Source organism: Chryseobacterium sp. DZ-32, from assembly GCF_059587025.1.
Genome location: NZ_JCAIOM010000008.1, coordinates 209,437 through 227,134 on the forward strand (window position 1 = coordinate 209,437; position 17,698 = coordinate 227,134).

The 17,698-nt window shown below is 36.0% G+C and carries 14 protein-coding genes and 1 other RNA gene; 6 read left to right on the forward strand and 9 right to left on the reverse strand.

Annotated features, from left to right (window positions below; translation table 11 throughout):
- Nucleotides 1-41 precede the first annotated feature (41 nt).
- The 5 genes from AC59HC_RS11365 to AC59HC_RS11385 all read right to left on the reverse strand — a co-directional run bounded on the left by AC59HC_RS11365 (nucleotide 42) and on the right by AC59HC_RS11385 (nucleotide 5,741).
- Nucleotides 42-1,694, reverse strand: a complete 1,653-nt coding sequence (locus tag AC59HC_RS11365) for a serine hydrolase domain-containing protein (RefSeq protein WP_496558622.1) — start codon at nucleotides 1,692-1,694, stop codon at nucleotides 42-44.
- Between the two features lie 96 nt (nucleotides 1,695-1,790).
- Nucleotides 1,791-2,705 carry a helix-turn-helix domain-containing protein gene (locus AC59HC_RS11370; protein WP_496558623.1) on the reverse strand — a complete coding sequence of 305 codons (915 nt, stop codon included), beginning with the start codon at nucleotides 2,703-2,705 and terminating at the stop codon, nucleotides 1,791-1,793.
- 166 nt (nucleotides 2,706-2,871) lie between these two features.
- A complete protein-coding gene (locus AC59HC_RS11375) occupies nucleotides 2,872-3,711 on the reverse strand; it encodes an SDR family NAD(P)-dependent oxidoreductase (protein ID WP_202841077.1) in 840 nt (279 codons plus the stop codon).
- Between the two features lie 165 nt (nucleotides 3,712-3,876).
- On the reverse strand, nucleotides 3,877-4,683 hold the full coding sequence (locus tag AC59HC_RS11380) for a helix-turn-helix transcriptional regulator (protein ID WP_395974747.1): 807 nt from the start codon (nucleotides 4,681-4,683) through the stop codon (nucleotides 3,877-3,879).
- Nucleotides 4,680-5,741, reverse strand: a complete 1,062-nt coding sequence (locus AC59HC_RS11385) for a helix-turn-helix domain-containing protein (RefSeq protein WP_496558624.1) — start codon at nucleotides 5,739-5,741, stop codon at nucleotides 4,680-4,682. The genes AC59HC_RS11380 and AC59HC_RS11385 overlap by 4 nt, the downstream gene beginning before the upstream one ends.
- 278 nt (nucleotides 5,742-6,019) lie before the next feature.
- Here AC59HC_RS11385 and AC59HC_RS11390 point away from each other — a divergent pair, with 278 nt between their 5' ends.
- From AC59HC_RS11390 to rpoN, 5 genes are all read left to right on the forward strand, one after another.
- A complete protein-coding gene (locus AC59HC_RS11390) occupies nucleotides 6,020-6,682 on the forward strand; it encodes a hypothetical protein (protein WP_496558625.1) in 663 nt (220 codons plus the stop codon).
- 18 nt (nucleotides 6,683-6,700) lie between these two features.
- Nucleotides 6,701-7,342, forward strand: coding sequence for a hypothetical protein (locus AC59HC_RS11395; protein WP_496558626.1), 642 nt, complete (start codon nucleotides 6,701-6,703; stop codon nucleotides 7,340-7,342).
- A 159-nt stretch (nucleotides 7,343-7,501) separates the two neighbouring features.
- Entirely contained in the window at nucleotides 7,502-9,232 is a 1,731-nt protein-coding gene (locus AC59HC_RS11400; RefSeq protein WP_496558627.1) for a helix-turn-helix domain-containing protein, read from the forward strand.
- Nucleotides 9,233-9,972: 740 nt separating this feature from the next.
- Nucleotides 9,973-11,421: an asparagine--tRNA ligase gene (asnS, locus tag AC59HC_RS11405; protein ID WP_482400170.1), complete on the forward strand. Its 1,449-nt coding sequence runs from the start codon at nucleotides 9,973-9,975 to the stop codon at nucleotides 11,419-11,421.
- A gap of 160 nt (nucleotides 11,422-11,581) precedes the next feature.
- On the forward strand, nucleotides 11,582-13,045 hold the full coding sequence (gene rpoN, locus AC59HC_RS11410) for an RNA polymerase factor sigma-54 (protein ID WP_330747466.1): 1,464 nt from the start codon (nucleotides 11,582-11,584) through the stop codon (nucleotides 13,043-13,045).
- Nucleotides 13,046-13,092: 47 nt separating this feature from the next.
- Here the strand turns inward: rpoN and AC59HC_RS11415 are convergent, their stop codons facing one another.
- The 3 genes from AC59HC_RS11415 to AC59HC_RS11425 are packed head-to-tail and all read right to left on the reverse strand — an operon-like array spanning nucleotide 13,093 to nucleotide 15,935.
- Nucleotides 13,093-14,718: an AMP-binding protein gene (locus AC59HC_RS11415; protein WP_110010056.1), complete on the reverse strand. Its 1,626-nt coding sequence runs from the start codon at nucleotides 14,716-14,718 to the stop codon at nucleotides 13,093-13,095.
- A gap of 58 nt (nucleotides 14,719-14,776) precedes the next feature.
- The gene (locus AC59HC_RS11420) at nucleotides 14,777-15,451 is read right to left on the reverse strand and encodes a DUF8845 family protein (protein WP_202841062.1); all 675 of its coding nucleotides are present in this window, start codon (nucleotides 15,449-15,451) and stop codon (nucleotides 14,777-14,779) included.
- Nucleotides 15,444-15,935, reverse strand: a complete 492-nt coding sequence (locus AC59HC_RS11425) for an RNA polymerase sigma factor (RefSeq protein ID WP_002976998.1) — start codon at nucleotides 15,933-15,935, stop codon at nucleotides 15,444-15,446. The genes AC59HC_RS11420 and AC59HC_RS11425 overlap by 8 nt, the downstream gene beginning before the upstream one ends.
- A gap of 188 nt (nucleotides 15,936-16,123) precedes the next feature.
- Here AC59HC_RS11425 and rnpB point away from each other — a divergent pair.
- Nucleotides 16,124-16,447: RNase P RNA component class A (gene rnpB / locus AC59HC_RS11430), an RNA gene on the forward strand.
- A gap of 98 nt (nucleotides 16,448-16,545) precedes the next feature.
- On the opposite strand, the gene AC59HC_RS11435 is transcribed toward rnpB, so the two are convergent.
- Complete coding sequence (locus AC59HC_RS11435; RefSeq protein WP_496558628.1) at nucleotides 16,546-17,415, reverse strand: polyphosphate kinase 2 family protein; 870 nt, start codon at nucleotides 17,413-17,415, stop codon at nucleotides 16,546-16,548.
- Nucleotides 17,416-17,698: the final 283 nt, after the last annotated feature.

Genomic DNA, 17,698 nt, shown 5'->3' on the forward strand with positions numbered 1-17,698 from the left:
CAATTCATTCTCACTTTTCTACATTACTTACTCATTACTGATTATTCATTACTCATTTTTAAGGCGGGTAAAAGATAATCCTGTACTATTTTTTCAGATTGCTGGTGTGCGTAGGGCTTGTTGTAGGCTTGCGCTGTAATTACTATGACAACTGGTATCTGAGTGAAAATAATAATCTTATTTCCTCCATTTCCACTGGATTGGAAAGCTTCATAACTTTTGTTTCCCACCTTGTAAATCTTTCGCCAGAACAGATAGCCATATCCTTCGAAATCAGGATGATCAGGAAAATAATTGGTGAAGGATTTTTTAATCCATTCCTTACTCAATATCGTTTTTCCATTCCAGTCGCCATTATTTTTATACAACTGTCCGAATTTTGCAAGATCCAGTAGTCTCATACGGAGTCCTCCCGCCAAAGAAGGCTTCTGCTGTGGTGTAAACTGCCATTTATAGCGGGTGATTCCGAGTGGCTGGAATAATGTTTTATCTGCATAATTTTTTAAACCTTTTGGAACTGTTTTATCCAAAATATCTCCGGATAATACAACACCTGCCGTAAAGTAACTCCAGTTTTTACCGGTTTTATTCCCTGTCAAAGGCAGATCCAGCGTAAACTTTACCCAGTTTTCTGTCGGGTACATATTTTCTTCATTTCCCGGAGATTCAGAATTTTCATCATTTCCGTCAAATCCTGAACTCATTGTCAGTAAGCTTTTTATAGTAATATTTTCTTTTTGAGAAGAATAATTTTTAAAAAGTTTAAGATCATAAAATTCTTTCAGAGTTTGATTTTCACTTTTTAAATATCCATCCTGGATTGCAATTCCCGTTAAAGCAGAAGAAAAAGATTTCCCAACAGAGCGCGTATCCTGTAATGAATCTCTTCCGGATCCGTTAAAATATTCTTCAATAAGTAATTTTCCTTCCTTTATAACAGCTATTCCGGTGATATTTTTGAACCTGTTTTCTGCAATTTTCTTATTCAGAGTTCTGATGCTTTCCGTATTGATTCTTTCCTGTGAAATATTCCAACCGCTATTGGACTGAATAGGTTGAATGGCGATTTGCTGCTCTGTAGTGTTTTGAGCAGGAACAGTGAGATTGATTTGTCCTTCTGCAATGACTGATCCCGTTATGATCGTGTAAGTGGTAAGGTAAGGGCGGATTTCAATTTTTAGAACATGATTGCCTGCTGAAAGTGCATCAATTCCGTCGTGAGCCATATAAAAACGCATCCATAAATACCTTCCCCAGGAATCTTCATTTTTGCTGCTGAGAAGAGGAATTCGTAAGCTGGTTTTGAATTTTTTATGGTCGGAAGTTCCCGCTCCTGTATTGATATTTTCCTGATAAATAAGTTTTCCGTCTACATAAAATGAGAACTGATAATTTCCTTTTTTCAACAATTCATCCATAGTCCAGCCGGGTTCAAGCTGATGAAGATAATTGATCAGCGAGTTATCAAAAAAAGCATGAATACCAAGATCTCCGTTTTCCTGAAATACAGTAGAAGTGAGAATATCTGAATCTTTCAGGTTGTCCAGCGGCGTATTTTGTGAAAGGAAAACAATCTTTCCACTATTTTTTTTCTGAACCGGATTTTCAATTTTTTCAGGATTGACAATATTGTTGTTTTGCCCGTGATGTAGACAAAATATAAAAATAAAGATCAATAGTAGAAATGATTTCATATCAAAGAAGTATTTAATCAAAAATAATAAACTTCTTTAGAGTGAAATAGAATGAAATTAACATTGCTATTTTATAATGATCATTTCAAAGCGCTGCTAATTGAAAAGCTTTCTGAATTCTCCTGGTGACTGATTTGTTTTTTGCTTAAAAAGTTTGCTGAAAGACTGCGGATGCTCAAAGCCCAGCTCATAAGCAATTTCACTGACAGACAAATTGGTGGTGCTTAAACGTTCTTTTGCCGCATCAATTAATTTATTCTGAATATGCTGCTGTGTATTTTGCCGGGTGTGAAGACGTAAGAGCGTTCCAAGGTAATTAGGTGAAATATTCATCTGCTCGGCAATACATTTCACTGTGGGAATTCCGTTTTCAAGGAGGTTTCCGTTTTCAAAATATTGAGAAAGAATGTCTTCAAATTTATATAACAATTCGTGGCTTGATTTTTTTCTGGTGAAAAACTGCCTTTCATAAAAGCGGTCTGAATAAATCAGTAACAATTCAATCTGGGCAATAATCAGATCCTGCGTGAATTTATCGATATTGGCCATATATTCCCGCTCGATATTTTTAAATAGATCAACAAGGATTTTCTCTTCCTTATCAGAAAGGAAAAGTGCTTCTTTCACCTTATAACTAAAGAAATCGTAAGACTTTATTTTCCGGGTTAATGAAGTATTCCACAGAAAATCAGGATGAATTAACAGTAAAAAACCTGTCGGTTCAACTTCTACATCCGGATTGATTTCCAGGCTTAAATACTGCTGCGGGGAAACAAAGCACAATACACCCGAATCAAAATCGTATTGCTGCTGTCCGTAATTAAATTTCGGACTGACATTTTTTTTCAGACCGATAGAGTAAAAATTCTGGATCCATCTCAATTCTTCATTTTCTACAACATAGCGGACCTTGCTGTAATCGATCAGGCTGATCAACGGATGCTCAGGACTCGGAAGTCCGCAGAAAGCATGAAAATCGGATATAGAATTAAAACGAACAGGTTGTTTCATATAACGAAGTTAGTTGTTTTTTCAAAATGATAACACATTGATCCAAAAAGTCTTCGGCTCCGCTAAGACTGATCTCTCTAAAGTTTTATATCGAATTCAGGAATATAAATTAAAACATTCAGTATTAGAAATGTCACCCTGAGCGGAGTCGAAGGACATGATTATATTAAATTGCAGTAGAAACAGTCAGGCTTTCCCATTTCTCAGCATCTTTCTTTAAAATATCAATTTTGTTATTCAGAAATTCCATCGTTCCTACACCCAATAATAAATGTACTGGAGGATTTTTCTCTTTACTGATCTGAATCAGGACATCCGCTGCTTTTTCAGGATCGTTAGGCTGATTTCCATTGATTTCATTAAGGTGAGCCTGTTCCGAATTTCTCGCTGCTTCATAAGCCTGGATAGGATTGGCGGGCGTTTTCACAGAATCCTTAGTTAGAAAATCGGTACGGAAATATCCCGGGTAAACCACGGTAGCATGAACTCCGAAATCTTTTACCTCTTCAGCCAGCGCTTCCGTAAATCCGGCAACCGCAAATTTTGTAGAACAGTAGATTCCCCAGCCTGGAAAATTAGCAGAATATCCTCCGACAGAAGAAATATTGAAAATGTTTCCTGACCTTTGTTTACGCAGATAAGGCATGGCGTTTCGGATCACATTTAAAGTTCCGAAAACATTCACTGCATAATTTTCTCTTGCTTCCTCATCAGTAAGTTCTTCAAGCGTTCCGATCTGGCCGTAACCTGCATTGTTGACCACTACATCAATTTGTCCGAAATGGTTTACTGTTTTTTCAATAGCAGATTTGATATCATTATTGTCTGTGATGTTTACGCTGAGCGGAAGGAAGTTTTCTGAACTTTCTCCAATGTTGGAGATCAGGGATTCAACGGTACGGCTTGTTGCAGCAACCTGAAATCCTTCTGAAAGTAATTTTTTCACCAACTCGAACCCTAAGCCTTTTGAAGCTCCTGTCACGAACCATACTTTTTTTGTTTCCATTTTTAAATATTTTTTTGTTTAAATGATGGTACAAAGATGAAAACTTACGAAAAGGGAAATGTATCCAAATCGGGGAATGATGTATCCAAATCGTGAATGATGTTATTTAACGCGTGTCAGTCTCAATGAAATGCAATGTAATGAAGAATCTCAAACAATCAAGTTTCAATGATTTTTCAACAGATTCCTGTATTTCAAAGGAGTAATTCCGATATTTTCTTTAAAGCATCTGATAAAATGACTCTGATCAGAAAAACCGCATTCCAGAGCAATATCCGTTAAAGAAGAAGGTGAATTGAGAAGTTCCATTGATTTATTAATCTTTAGTTTTCTGAGGTATTCCCCCAGATTGCAATGGAAATGTTTATGGAAATCCCTGCTGAGATGAACAGGATGGATGTTCAGTGTTTTGGAAAGTTCTGTAAGACTGAGATTTTCTGTAAAGCTTTCATGCAGAATTTCATTGATCCGGCCTACCCACAAAGGTTTTCTTTCTGTATTTTCCTTCTGATGAGTTAACTGGCTGAAAAGATGCAGTAATAACTGATTAGTATTTAGTTCAAAAGAAATATCATTGGTTTTGCTTTCCCTGAATATCTGATAGGCCAATAATTTTAAAGCAGGGTTTTTGATATTAAAACTTCCTTCCACTTTATTTTTCTGAATATCAAACCGATCAAACCAGCTTTGCGAAAGCTCAATGTGAAAGCCTCTTGTGAAAATATCCGGTTTACGATTATAGTGCGGATCTTCCCAATGATGATACAATAATGTCCCTGCAGAACAGCCGTAGGTTTCTTTTCTGTTTCCTTCTGTCATGGTGCCCTGTAGAAGAAAAGTGAAATAAGCATTTTCATGATAATGCCAGTCTACGTAAGGATGAGTATACTCCGTATCGGTGATGGTCAATCCTTCTAAATTGACCATTTGATTGGTTTCCCCGAAATATTCGCCACTACGAAGACTGTTCATGATAAATTTTGTTTTAATCTGTCGATCTGCTCATACATCTTATTAAAAAATATTTTCCTCTCTCTGTTTCCGGATTCGTTCAGTGATCTTGAGTTTTTGATCTGATGTTCAAAATAGCTCAGAGAATCTTCGCACGTCATTTTATCATTGGTCATCATATATCCAAACATGCTGAAAGGCACAAAAAAGGAACACTGTTCTTCATTTTTGAATAAAATACTGTTGTTTAAAATTACTAAATCATTGACATAGATCTGAAAATTATTTTTTTCCAGTGTTTTAGTCTCCAGTTCTTCCAGTAATTTTCTTAGGTCTTCCAGAATAAGATCCACTTCATTTTTCTTTAATAATCCCATTTCATAATAGAATGAAATTTGTCTCAATACACTCATAATGGTAGTGTCATTCCATATTTCCGTTACATTTTGTTTATCATAAAGATCTTTCAGCATCTCATTTTTTATAGAATGGTATTCCATAGTAAACCCATGGAAAGGGCTTAAGAACTTATCCTGATTCAGTAAATTCATCCAGACATAAAACTTGAAACGGGATAACATTGAATGTGAAATAGTATAAAAAAACGGGATGTCTTTTGCAGAATAAAATACTTTGGAATTGTTAATGTTCTGAAAAACATTCAAAATCTTCAGAGAGTTTTCAAAATAGTTTAAAAGATCTTCTGTAGTTTTTACAGGCTGTGTTCTTTTGACAACCAATTGATTTTCCGTTCCCAGAAACTGATCCAATGAGATCTGATAGTATTTGGCGAGCTCCAGTGCTTCTTCAAAACTGAACTTGGCTTTCATAGAAGTTCTTCTGTGAGCGGCATCATAACTGATATTAAGAATGTTGGCGATCTCATCATTCAAAGATTTCTCACCGATTTTTCTTCGGATTTCCTTCAATAAAGCCTCCTGGTGCATAGTTTTGTGATTTTCACAAATGTAGTATTTTTTTGTGGAAAGAGTTTTTGATTTTTTGTTTTTAGAAGGCTGGAAGCTTGAAGCTTGGAGAAGGGAAGTTTTGGATGTCGAAAGGATAATAATTGTTATCACATCAATCGAGTTATTATAGCTGATTGAATGGGCTGGAAGCTAGAAGCTGGGAGAAGGGAAGTATTGGATGTTGAAAAAATTAATAACAATTTAAAAGTAATAAGATTTATAATTACTATTACTATTGATTACTGAAAGTAACCTGCAGGCTCCTTCTGCCGGCTTCCAACCTCTCATTTTGCGATTTTCGCAAACAGGATGTTTTTTTTAATTTTTTTTCACATTCGGAACTGGATCTTCAGCAGATAATTTTGAACTGTAATTTTAAAATAAGAGTTATGAAAACACGAATTTTATTAATAGCAGTTCTTTTAGTCAATACTCTGATGTATGCCTCAGACAGCCTGAAAGTAGATTCTTTGAAACCAAGACTGATTGCCGCTTCACCCTCAAAGACTGTAAAAAATGTCAACGGAATTTTATTTAAATATTATGATGAAGAAGATCATTTTAAGCCTAAAAAGGTAAATGGCTTAGGCATGGGATTCAATTTTGTGGGCATTTTCTTGCCGCCATTAATGCTTTTCAACCTACAATTACCAGGTAATAATGATTATGTGGTAGTTCCCCGCAAAAAAATGAATACTATTAACGGTCTGCAGTTGTCGCTTATCAATATGGAACCTACCGTCACAAACGGACTGGAAATTAATGTATCGAGTAATATCAATACGTATGCGGTGACCAATGGAATGTCTGTTTCTCCCTTTTTTAATGTGCATCACGAGATGAAAGGTGTTTCTGTAGCGCCATTGGCCAATATCGGGCAGAAATGCAGAGGAATCCAGATCGGTTTGTATAATCAATGTAAGGATTTCCGGGGCATCCAGATTGGTGGTTGGAATGAGAACGGAAGAAGGAAGCTTCCTCTTATCAACTGGAATTTTAAGAATCAGAAAACAAAAAAGGCGCTGCAGAAGAGCCACCATAATAAGTTTTAACCCTTACATCATCAAGCCATGAAAAATTATACGCTGATCTTATTTTTACTGATGCTGTCAATACGTGTTTTTTCACAAAATACAGTGAATGATACCTTGAAAACCCATATTGAAGAACCTTTCGATTATAAAAAATATTATGAGTGTGATTTTGGAGAAGGGAATGTTTTGATTGTCATTAAAAAAGGAAAAGAATTTACAGATCTGACAGATTTAAGAAAATCCGGGAAAGGTTTTGCTATTAAAATGGAAGCCATCTACAGTATGGAGTTTGAGGATGGGCAAAGGTATGAATCAAGTGTGGTGAAAAGTATTACCGAGGACAGTATTTCGATCACAAATTTTTTCAATGAGAATGCTGCGAAGCTCGCAGGACAGCCCTTTAAATTAATTACCTATCCTCTGTCATCTTTGAAATATGTCCGCTTTATTGACGACAGAATGCTGTCCTTGTATAGCAGGAAAAATATTCAGAAGAGTTCTGATGTAATGGTGAAGAAAATGGATAGGGCGAAAATGTGTCCTGCAGTAATTCAATTCAGAGATAGAAACAATGAAATGAAAGTCTGTCATTTCTATCTTACCTCTCAGGGCTATGATCTTCTTTATGAGAGCAATGGAAGAGTGTACTATCTGGAAGGTAAAGTAGAATGGAAATAATTTTTGAAGAGAGTACAGTTTTTTAAGGCTGTTCTCTCTTTTTGTTGATTAATTTCCATTACTTCTAATGAAAATATGGATAAATACACGAAAAAAGCAAAAGCTGTGGTGTATCTACTGAAGAAAAATAATATTTTTGTAATATAGCCAGGATGACTGATGAAAATAAAATATTTACTACTGTGTTTGATTATGGGAATGGTGTTTTCTCATGCAAAAGCCCAAAGTATAGAAAAAAATAACCTGAGACAACGGACTTATGAGGAATTGGAAAAAGAATTCTATAGTAACCGTGTGGGAGAGGGAAACAGTAAAAGTATTGCACAAAGTTATCTTAAAAAGGCAAAATCTGAAAAAGCGGCTAATCATATTGCCGAAGGATATGTTATGCTTCATTTTGCAGAAGACTTACCCAACGCATTAAAATACTTAGACAGCTTACAGTACATCACAAAAAATTCCAAAGAAAATACCTATCCGGCGAGAATTTATTTGCTAAGAGGAAATTTATACTCTAAGAATGACAATCTTCAATCTGCATTCAATAATTATATTCTCGGACTGAAATATGCAAAAGAAAAGGGAAATAAGAGGCAGATTGCTATGGCCCATATCAGTATTGCCCACCTGAACAATTATATAGGAAAACATGCAGAGACAGCAAAAGTACTGAGACACTATGCTTATGATACAGATTATATGAATGAGGATGAGAAAAATTCTCTCAAACTGAATCTGGCAGATGCTTACATAGAGATCAATAAAATGGATTCTGCTTATGTATTGATAGAAGACGGGTTGCTGGATTCTAAAAAAAATAAAGATGTTTACCGATATCATCAGAATCTTGGGCTGCTTGGATATTATCATCTGCATTCCAGAAATTATCAGAAAGCCATTGATGTCTTATTGGAATGCGAAAAATATTTCTTTACAAATCATAATGGAAGTAAAAGAAACCAGAATTATACACTTTTGTATTTAGGAAAGTCCTATGCCGGACTTCAGGAAAAAGAAAAAGCAGTTGGTTTTTTCAGGAAAATAGATTCTCTGGTTCTTAAAACCAACTATATCTATCCTGAGCTGAGAGATGTATATACTTACCTTATTGATTATTATAAAGAAAACGGTGATAAGGAAAAGCAGCTGTATTATGTAGACCGTTTTTTAAAAGTAGATCAGGTGCTGGATATGCAGTTCAGGTATATTTCCAGAGAGCTTCCGAGAAGATATGATACTCCGGAACTTCAGCAGGAAAAAGAAAGCATAACCAATGAGCTTACGAAAAGAAAAAGTCTTTTCTATATTGTTTTAAGTCTTTTGTTGATTTCACATTTATTATTTATCAACGTTTATTTTAAATATAAAAAATCTGAAAAGAACTATAAAAAGATCGCTCAGGATCTTATTCAATCCGTTAATGAAAACAGGGTAGGGAAAAAAAATGACGGGGAAATTGAAAAGGAAATTTCATCAGAACCTCTTCTCACAGAAAATACAGAAGATAAAACATCAAGAACTGTTTCTGAAGATATTGCCAGGAATATTTTACATGAACTTGAAATATTTGAAAACAATGATCAGTTTTTGAATAAAGGAATCACGTTGGGAAGTCTGGCAAAAAAAATAAAAACAAACTCAAAATATCTGTCAGAAATTATCAATACTTACAAAGGGAAAAACTTTGCAACTTATCTCAATGACCTTCGTATTGATTATGCCATCAGCAGACTGGCCAATGACAAAAAATTCAGGTCTTATAAAATTCCTTTTATCGCCGAAGAATTAGGGTATAATAATGAACAGGCTTTCACTTTAGCCTTTAAAAAAAGAACCGGAACACCACTTTCTATCTATCTGAAAGAAATTGAAAACATGTCTTCAGATTAATTTAATCAACTGGATTTTAATTATTTATTGTTTATAGATTCATGTTTTTAGGTATATAAATTTATGAATCTATAAAGTATTCACTTGTTTCATTCTTCCACTTCCTGCATCTTTGCTTCAGGTAAAAACACAACCATTTATTTTGTATGTGCACAATACAAGATATCAGTTTCAAACTCCTGATTATTTAAAATTCAGGTCTGGAATTGTATCAGAAAAATGAGTAACAAATGAGGATAAAAACAGAAATAATAACCAGAAAATTAAATGTAAATAATGAAGTACTTGTTTAGAAATTTAGAATATAAAGTGTAGTGATCATTTAAAAATCATTAAACAGTATAAATCCGGTGAATCCGCCACAGTTTAAAAGTATAGTATAGTCTAAAAATGGATGTAAGCCCCGGTAATAACCACGAACGTATCACTTAAAAACTAATAACCATTTCAATAAACTAATTCCATGAAAACTCAGAATAAAATCATATTTTATTCTTTTTAAAAGTGATAGTGTAAGTGTTCATTCCGGGTATTCCGGATTTTATTGAAGTTCAGGATAATATTGAGTGGAAATGTACCTGAAAATGAAGAAGAGTTCGAAGAAGAGAAGGTGAATTTCCTGAACGGAGAGTTTAAATACCAGTTAAATGATTTTTAAAGACAGCGCAATCATCAAGTTGCGCTGTTTTTTTGTAACTTTGCAGACATTAATTTTTATATAAAAAATTTATCATCAACAAATGAAAAAGCAAACGATCAAAGAAATCCTAAAGGATTACAAGAAAGTATTACATCATGACATTACTGTTTACGGATGGGTAAGATCCTTCCGTGCTAATCGCTTTATTGCGCTTAATGATGGTTCTACGATTAATAATTTGCAGATAGTTGTTGATTTCGAAAATTTTGATGAAGCAATCATCAAGAATATCAGTACGGCTTCTTCCCTGAAAGTGGTAGGAGAAGTGGTGGAAAGCCAGGGAGCTGGACAATCTGTGGAAATTATTGCTAAAAAGATTATTATTTTAGGAGATAACTTTACAGAAGAACTTCAGAGTACAATTCTTCAGCCTAAGAAACACAGTCTTGAGAAACTTCGTGAGCAGGCTCACTTAAGATTCAGAACAAACCTTTTCGGAGCGGTGTTCAGAGTGCGTCACGCAGTAAGTTTTGCTGTTCACTCATTCTTCAACCAGAATCAGTTTTTCTATATCAACACACCAGTCATTACAGGAGCAGATGCAGAAGGTGCAGGTGAAATGTTTGGGGTAACCAACTTTGATCTGAACAACATGCCGAAAACTGAAGATGGTGAAATTGATTTTGCACAGGATTTCTTCGGTAAAAAAACAAACCTTACCGTTTCAGGACAGCTTGAAGGAGAAACTGCAGCTATGGGATTGGGAAGAATTTATACATTCGGACCTACTTTCCGTGCTGAAAATTCCAACACGACAAGACACCTTGCCGAGTTTTGGATGATTGAGCCGGAAGTGGCATTCAACAACCTTGAAGATAACATCGACCTTGCGGAAGATTTCTTAAAATATGTGATCCAGTATGTATTGGATAACTGCAAAGATGATCTTGAGTTCCTGGACAACCGTTTTGCGGAAGAACAAAAGACAAAACCGGAAAAAGAAAGAGCAAAAGAAGGTCTTATCGAAAAACTTCAGAATGTAGTAGCGAAGCGTTTCAAGCGTGTAAGCTATACGGAAGCGATCGAAATTTTATTGAACTCTAAAGAAAATAAAAAAGGAAAATTTGTTTACCCTGTTGAAAAATGGGGAACAGACCTTCAGTCTGAGCATGAAAGATATCTTGTTGAAAAACACTTTGAAAGCCCGGTAGTATTATTTGACTATCCGAAAGAAATCAAAGCTTTCTATATGAAACTGAATGATGACAACAAAACCGTTGCCGCTATGGACGTTCTTTTCCCTGGTATCGGTGAAATCATCGGAGGATCTGAGAGAGAGGCAAGATTAGATGTCTTAAAACAGAAAATGGCAGATATGCACGTAGACGAGCATGAACTTTGGTGGTATCTTGATACCAGAAAATTCGGTTCTGTGCCGCATGCAGGCTTTGGTTTAGGATTGGAAAGATTGGTTCTTTTCGTAACAGGAATGACGAATATCAGAGACGTAATTCCTTTCCCTAGAACACCGAAAAGTGCTGAATTCTAGAACAATAAAAAAAGCCTTAATCACAAGTTAAGGCTTTTTTTATTCTTTAATAGTTTATTATATTAGGACAAGTAATGCAAAAATCATGCTAAATATGTTTTTTATCAAATAAATTTATTAAATTCGTAGAATATGTTATGTTAAAACGCCAAATAAGAATATGCTTAAACAACACTTACAACTCAAATTAGGACAGAAGCTGGCCCCTCAGCAGATTCAGTTGATGAAGCTTATTCAGCTTCATACTCTTGAATTTGAAGAGGAGTTGGAGAGAGAGTTGGAAGAAAACCCAGCTTTGGAAATTGCAAAAGAAGATTCTAAGGAAGATGACTATTCTTCCCTTGAAGACGCTTATCAGGATGAGGGTACAGACAGCATTGAAACAGATTTCGACGTCAACGAATATATCTATGACGATGAACCTAGCTATAAAACCGCATCCAGCAACTATTCTCCGGATGATGAAGAATTTGATAATGAGAGTCTTTTAACGGAAGGACAGTCCTTATATGATTATCTTACAGAACAGATTCACCTGGTGAATATCGGTGAGGAAGATCTGAAGATTGCAGAATACCTTATCGGAAATTTAGATACAGACGGATATCTGAGAAGAGAGATCAAATCTATCGTTGACGATCTTGCTTTCTCACAGGGAATCTATACCACGAAAGAAAGAGTGGAGGATATCCTTGAAAATTATGTTCAGAAACTGGATCCGCCGGGAGTAGGAGCAAGAGGTCTTCAGGAGTGTCTTTTACTGCAGATCGAAAAGAAAGTAAGCTCTGATAAAGCTGTTTCTTTGGCTGCCAATATCTTAAGACATCAGTTTGAAGCTTTAACCAATAAGCATTATAACAAGATCATTCAGAAATATGATATTGAAGAAGATGATCTGAAAGATGCGCTGGATGAAATTTCAAAATTATCTCCGAAAGTTGGAGGAAACTTTGATACCCAGACGATTACGATCAATCAGGAAATTATTCCGGATTTTGTGATTCAGGTGAAAGATGGGCAGGTAATTCCTATGCTGAACAGCAAAAATGCGCCTACTTTAAGAGTGTCTGAAGAATATAAAGATATCCTGACAACCTATTCCCATGATAAAAACTCATCAGAACACAAGCAGGCTGCTTTATTTATCAAGCAAAAACTGGATGCTGCAAAATGGTATATTGATGCGATTAATCAACGTCAGAATACCTTATTACAAACGATTACAGCGATTGTAAAGTTCCAGAAGGATTATTTCATTACAGGTGACGAAAAGTCCCTGAAACCGATGATCTTAAAAGATGTTGCTGATATTACAGGTTTTGATATCTCTACCATTTCAAGGGTGGTAAAAAGCAAATATGCTGATACGCCTAACGGGATTGTATACCTTAAAGATCTGTTCTCAGACAGCTTAACCAATGACGATGGAGAAGAAGTTTCTACCAAGGAGATCAAAACCCATCTTCAGGAAGTGATCAGTAAAGAAAATAAAAGAAAGCCGCTTACAGATGATGCATTGGTGGTGATCCTGAAAGAGCAGGGCTATAATATTGCCAGAAGAACGATTGCAAAATATCGTGAACAGCTCAATATTCCTGTCGCAAGATTAAGAAAAGAACTTTAAAATATAAAAAAAGCATTTCAGTCTGAAATGCTTTTTGTTTTTTAATTTTAGCCCTGCTTTACATGTTCCAGCCCCAGCTCTCTCATTGAAATTTCCCTCATTTCCACCTTTCTTATTTTTCCGGAAATGGTCATTGGGAATTCATCTACAAATTTCCAGTATTTCGGAACTTTATAGTGGGCTATCCTTCCTTTGCAGTATTCCTGAAGTTCTTCTGCCGTGATGGTAAATCCTTTTCTCACCTTTATCCAGGCCATTACTTCTTCCCCGAATTTCTCACTCGGAACACCAATGATCTGAACATCCAGAATGTTGGTATACGTATATAAAAAGTCTTCAATTTCTTTAGGCGAAATATTTTCTCCGCCACGGATGATGAGGTCTTTTATTCTTCCAGAAATAGTAATATAACCATCTTGGTCCATTACGGCCATATCTCCGGTATGCATCCAGCGGGCATCATCCAGTACTTTCTTTGTATTTTCAGGATCATTCCAGTATTTCAGCATGACAGAATATCCTCTGGTGCAAAGTTCTCCATGCTCTCCACGTTTTAAAGTCCTTCCGTTTTCATCAATGATTTTGATCTCAAGGTGATCCTGAACGGTTCCTACAGTGCTGACCTGCTTTTCCAGCGGTGTTCCTATTAAAGTCTGAGTAGATACTGGTGAAGTTTCCGTCATCCCATAGCAGATGCTCATTTCTTTAATATTCATCAGGCTTTCCACTTTTTTCATAATCTCCGGAGGGCATACGGAACCAGCCATAACACCGGTCCTTAAACTTGAAAAATCATAGCTGTCAAAATCTTTTACTGCCAGTTCCGCAATAAACATGGTCGGCACGCCATACAAAGAAGTGCATTTTTCGTCTGAAACAGCTTTTAAAGTAATCTCCGGATCAAAGCTGTCATTCGGAATTACCATACAGGCTCCGTGAGCTGTGCAGCACATATTTCCGATAACCATCCCAAAGCAGTGGTAAAAGGGTACCGGAATGCAGACGCGGTCTTTCTCAGTATATTTTAATCTGATCCCGATAAAATAACCGTTATTGAGAATGTTATGATGAGAAAGTGTGACCCCTTTCGGGAAACCGGTTGTTCCGGAAGTATATTGGATATTAACAGGATCGTCAAACTGTACATGTTCTTCAAAACTGTGAAGTACTTCGTCTGAAATTTCCTGGCCGTTATTCACAAAATATTCCCAGTTTTCATCAAAGAATATTTCATGCTCCAGGGTTGGACAAACTTCTTTTGCATATTCAACCATTTCTTTATAATTGCTGGTTTTAAAGCTTAAAGAAGAAAAAATAAAACGAACTTCGGACTGATTGAGTACATAGGTCAGTTCATGAGTTCTGTAAGCCGGATTGATATTCACTAAAATAGTTCCTATCCTGGCAGTGGCATACTGTAAAAGTACCCACTCATAACGGTTGGAAGACCAGATCCCGATTCTGTCACCTGCTTTTGCTCCTAAAAACAATAAAGCTTTTGCAACAGCTGTGGTCTGATTGTAAAATTCCTGATAAGTCGCTCTGTAATTCTGATGAACGCAGACAAGTGCTTCCTGGTGAGGGTATTTTTCGACAGTACTTTTAAGATTGGCTCCGATGGTCTGTCCTAATAATGAAACGTCAGAAGTTCCATACACATAAGATAAGGGCATAGTTTAAGATTTGGTGGAATAAAATTAATGATTATATCCCGAACTATGCCTATGTATATTAATTTTCCTGAGAATCTATCTCTTTAAGCTGCTTCAGATTTTTATCAAGCTTTTTAATAATAGTACCATATACCAGTCTGTAATAAACCCAGATCATAGAGATTGCCAGTAGTGTGCTGACAGTAATTCCAACAATAATGATGGTGAGACTGGAGCTGGTAGGCTGTATATTCTGGGAATCTAATATATATAATATAAAAGCGATCAGCACAAAAGTGAATAGCAGCAGCAATACAATGCTGATCAGAATAAAGGCATTCACCGTTCTTTTGAACTTGATGATTCGTGTGATAAGCCCTTTCAGATTTTCCTCGATCTTTATTTTCCGGTAATTCTGATAGAATTTCAAGACGAAATAAGCTGTAATCAACAAGCTTAAGATTTTTATAGCCAGATAGGCATGGCCGAAGTTGCTTTCTACTTCAGGAGCTTCCTGCGCACCCAATCTTGTCAGCATTTTACGAAAACTTTCCGACTCTTCTTCCTGAAAAAAGTAGAACAACCCAAATACAGAAAAGAACAGGAATTCAATAACGCTGATCCAGAAAATATACTTCACATAATTACGTGATTTTCTATTCAACATCTGAAGAATCTCCTTGTTGTCATATTTAGGCTGGACAGGTTGTTCCTGCCATGTTTTCTTAAAGCTATCTAAATCAAATTCAGGCATATTTTTCCATCTGTTCTTTAAGGGTTTTCTTTAATCTGTTCATTTTTACACGTGCATTAACTTCAGTGATTCCGAGGTTTTCTGCAATGTCCTTGTAAGGCAGATCGTCAAGATACATCATGACAATGGCTCTTTCTACATTAGGAAGAGTCTTGATTACCGTATACAAAAGTGATACCTGCTGTTGTTTTTCGTCATCATCTTCCACAAAATCTCTGTGGTTGATATCAAGCTCATTGGTAGGAAGGCTTTTGCTTTTTTTTCTAAAGAGGGTAATGGCTGTATTGAGCGCTACACGGTACATCCATGTGGAAATTTTAGAGTTTCCTTTGAAAGAATCATAACTTCTCCAGAGCTGTAACACGATTTCCTGGAAAAGATCCTCTTCATCTTCCAGAGAATTGGTATACAAACGCGATACTTTAATAATCAGTCCCTGATTATCTTTGATAAGCTGCGCAAATTCTTTTTCTCTGGAATCCATAGATATATAATGGCACGAAGATAATAATAAACTGGTAATTAGGGGAAAATTATCATGTAAAATAGTAAAAAGGTAAAAAAATGCAAGAATAATATTGATACATCCATATCGTTTACGCAGCACTAACACCATTTAGCCATTTTACCGTTTTGCCTTTTTACCACAAAATTTGTGTACCTTTGCATCTGCGAGAAAATCGGCTTGTTGATTTCCTGTTTACAGGAGGTAGGAAAGTCCGGACACCATAGAGCAGCAAAGCGGATAACATCCGTCACCCGTGAGGGTAGGACAAGTGCAACAGAAAGCAGGTACAGTTCGGCTGTAGTGAAACCAGGTAAACTCTTTGCGGTGCAATGATAAGTATATCGGTTCTTTTCAGCAATGAAAATAGGGGCGGCTCGTCCTGAAAGCCGAGGGGTAATCAGCTCAAGTATTGCAGCAATGTAATACGTAGATAAATAACAGGCACTTCTTCGGAAGTACAGAATCCGGCTTACAGATTTTCTCGTGGTTTTTTTTAAGCTGGAAGTCATAGGCTTGAAGAATGAAGTTTCTCAAAACGTAATGATTTTAAATCTCCGTCTTCACGCTTCCATCATCCAACCCTATTTTATTCACTTTCCAATTGTCTTTTGGATTCCTGTAATTCCTGTCTGTCCTTATCGGAAAGAGTAGGATATTTGAGATTCATTTTCTCCAGGGTATCAATAATAATCTGAATAGCTGCTACTCTTGCAAACCATTTACTGTCTGCCGGGATTACATACCATGGAGCATAATCTTTTGATGTTTCATTGATGGCTTCCTCATAAGCTTCCATATATTGGCCAAACAACGCTCTTTCAGGAAGATCTCCGGCAGAGAATTTCCAGTTTTTTTCCTGTTCATCAATTCTGTCCAGAAGTCTTTGTTTCTGTTCATCCTTAGAAACATGTAAAAATATCTTCACAATAGTAGTTCCATTCTGTGAAAGGTGCTTTTCAAAATTGCGGATGCTCTCATACCTGTTTTCCCAGAATTTGCTGTCAAAATCTTTTACGGAAGACCATGTCTTTTCACTCAGATTATATTCAGGATGTACTTTACAAACCAAAACACTTTCATAATGAGAACGGTTGAAAATCCCGATCATTCCTTTCTGTGGCAGTGCAAGATAATGCCTCCATAAAAAATCATGAGAATATTCTTTCGAGCTGGGTGTTTTAAAACTGGTTACATTACATCCCTGAGGATTTACTCCTCCGAAAACATGCTCAATCATACTGTCTTTCCCTGCTGCATTCATAGCCTGTAATACCACCAGCAAGGACTGGCTTCCGTCAGCATATAATTTTTCCTGCAGCTCACGAAGTTTTTCCTTCTCCTGAATCAGCATTTGCTCTCCTTCTTCTTTAGTGAGCTTTCCATTATAAGATGTTGATGCCTTTTTTATCGAAAATTTTCCGTTTACCTTAAAGTTATCTGAGAAATCGGTGTCCATAATTTTTTTTATTTAAAGATAAAAGTAAAAAGATAAAAGTAAAAAGATAAAAGTAAAGATGTTATTACAATTCAATAGGGTAGACCTTAGCCCAGCCATTTAAAAAAGACCGGAGGAGCTAAAATCTAAATCATATATATGATCAGCGTTCATACATTTACTGCCATCTATTACCTATCATCTTCCACCTAATCAAACATAAATGTTGACTAGTCCTGAAAAAGGTTGACTAGTTTAATATTTCAAATATACTTAAATCAGAGTAGGAATTTTCCTATTCTGA

Excerpts from the sequence above, each read along its gene's own strand:
- AC59HC_RS11365 (WP_496558622.1), bottom strand. The coding sequence starts at position 1,694 with ATGAAATCATTTCTACTATTGATCTTTATTTTTATATTTTGTCTACAT.
- AC59HC_RS11425 (WP_002976998.1), bottom strand. The coding sequence starts at position 15,935 with ATGGATTCCAGAGAAAAAGAATTTGCGCAGCTTATCAAAGATAATCAG.
- AC59HC_RS11435 (WP_496558628.1), bottom strand. The coding sequence starts at position 17,415 with ATGGACACCGATTTCTCAGATAACTTTAAGGTAAACGGAAAATTTTCG.
- AC59HC_RS11400 (WP_496558627.1), top strand. The coding sequence starts at position 7,502 with ATGAAAATAAAATATTTACTACTGTGTTTGATTATGGGAATGGTGTTT.
- rpoN (WP_330747466.1), top strand. The coding sequence starts at position 11,582 with ATGCTTAAACAACACTTACAACTCAAATTAGGACAGAAGCTGGCCCCT.
- AC59HC_RS11395 (WP_496558626.1), top strand. The coding sequence starts at position 6,701 with ATGAAAAATTATACGCTGATCTTATTTTTACTGATGCTGTCAATACGT.
- AC59HC_RS11390 (WP_496558625.1), top strand. The coding sequence starts at position 6,020 with ATGAAAACACGAATTTTATTAATAGCAGTTCTTTTAGTCAATACTCTG.
- AC59HC_RS11370 (WP_496558623.1), bottom strand. The coding sequence starts at position 2,705 with ATGAAACAACCTGTTCGTTTTAATTCTATATCCGATTTTCATGCTTTC.
- asnS (WP_482400170.1), top strand. The coding sequence starts at position 9,973 with ATGAAAAAGCAAACGATCAAAGAAATCCTAAAGGATTACAAGAAAGTA.
- AC59HC_RS11415 (WP_110010056.1), bottom strand. The coding sequence starts at position 14,718 with ATGCCCTTATCTTATGTGTATGGAACTTCTGACGTTTCATTATTAGGA.
- AC59HC_RS11420 (WP_202841062.1), bottom strand. The coding sequence starts at position 15,451 with ATGCCTGAATTTGATTTAGATAGCTTTAAGAAAACATGGCAGGAACAA.
- AC59HC_RS11380 (WP_395974747.1), bottom strand. The coding sequence starts at position 4,683 with ATGAACAGTCTTCGTAGTGGCGAATATTTCGGGGAAACCAATCAAATG.
- AC59HC_RS11375 (WP_202841077.1), bottom strand. The coding sequence starts at position 3,711 with ATGGAAACAAAAAAAGTATGGTTCGTGACAGGAGCTTCAAAAGGCTTA.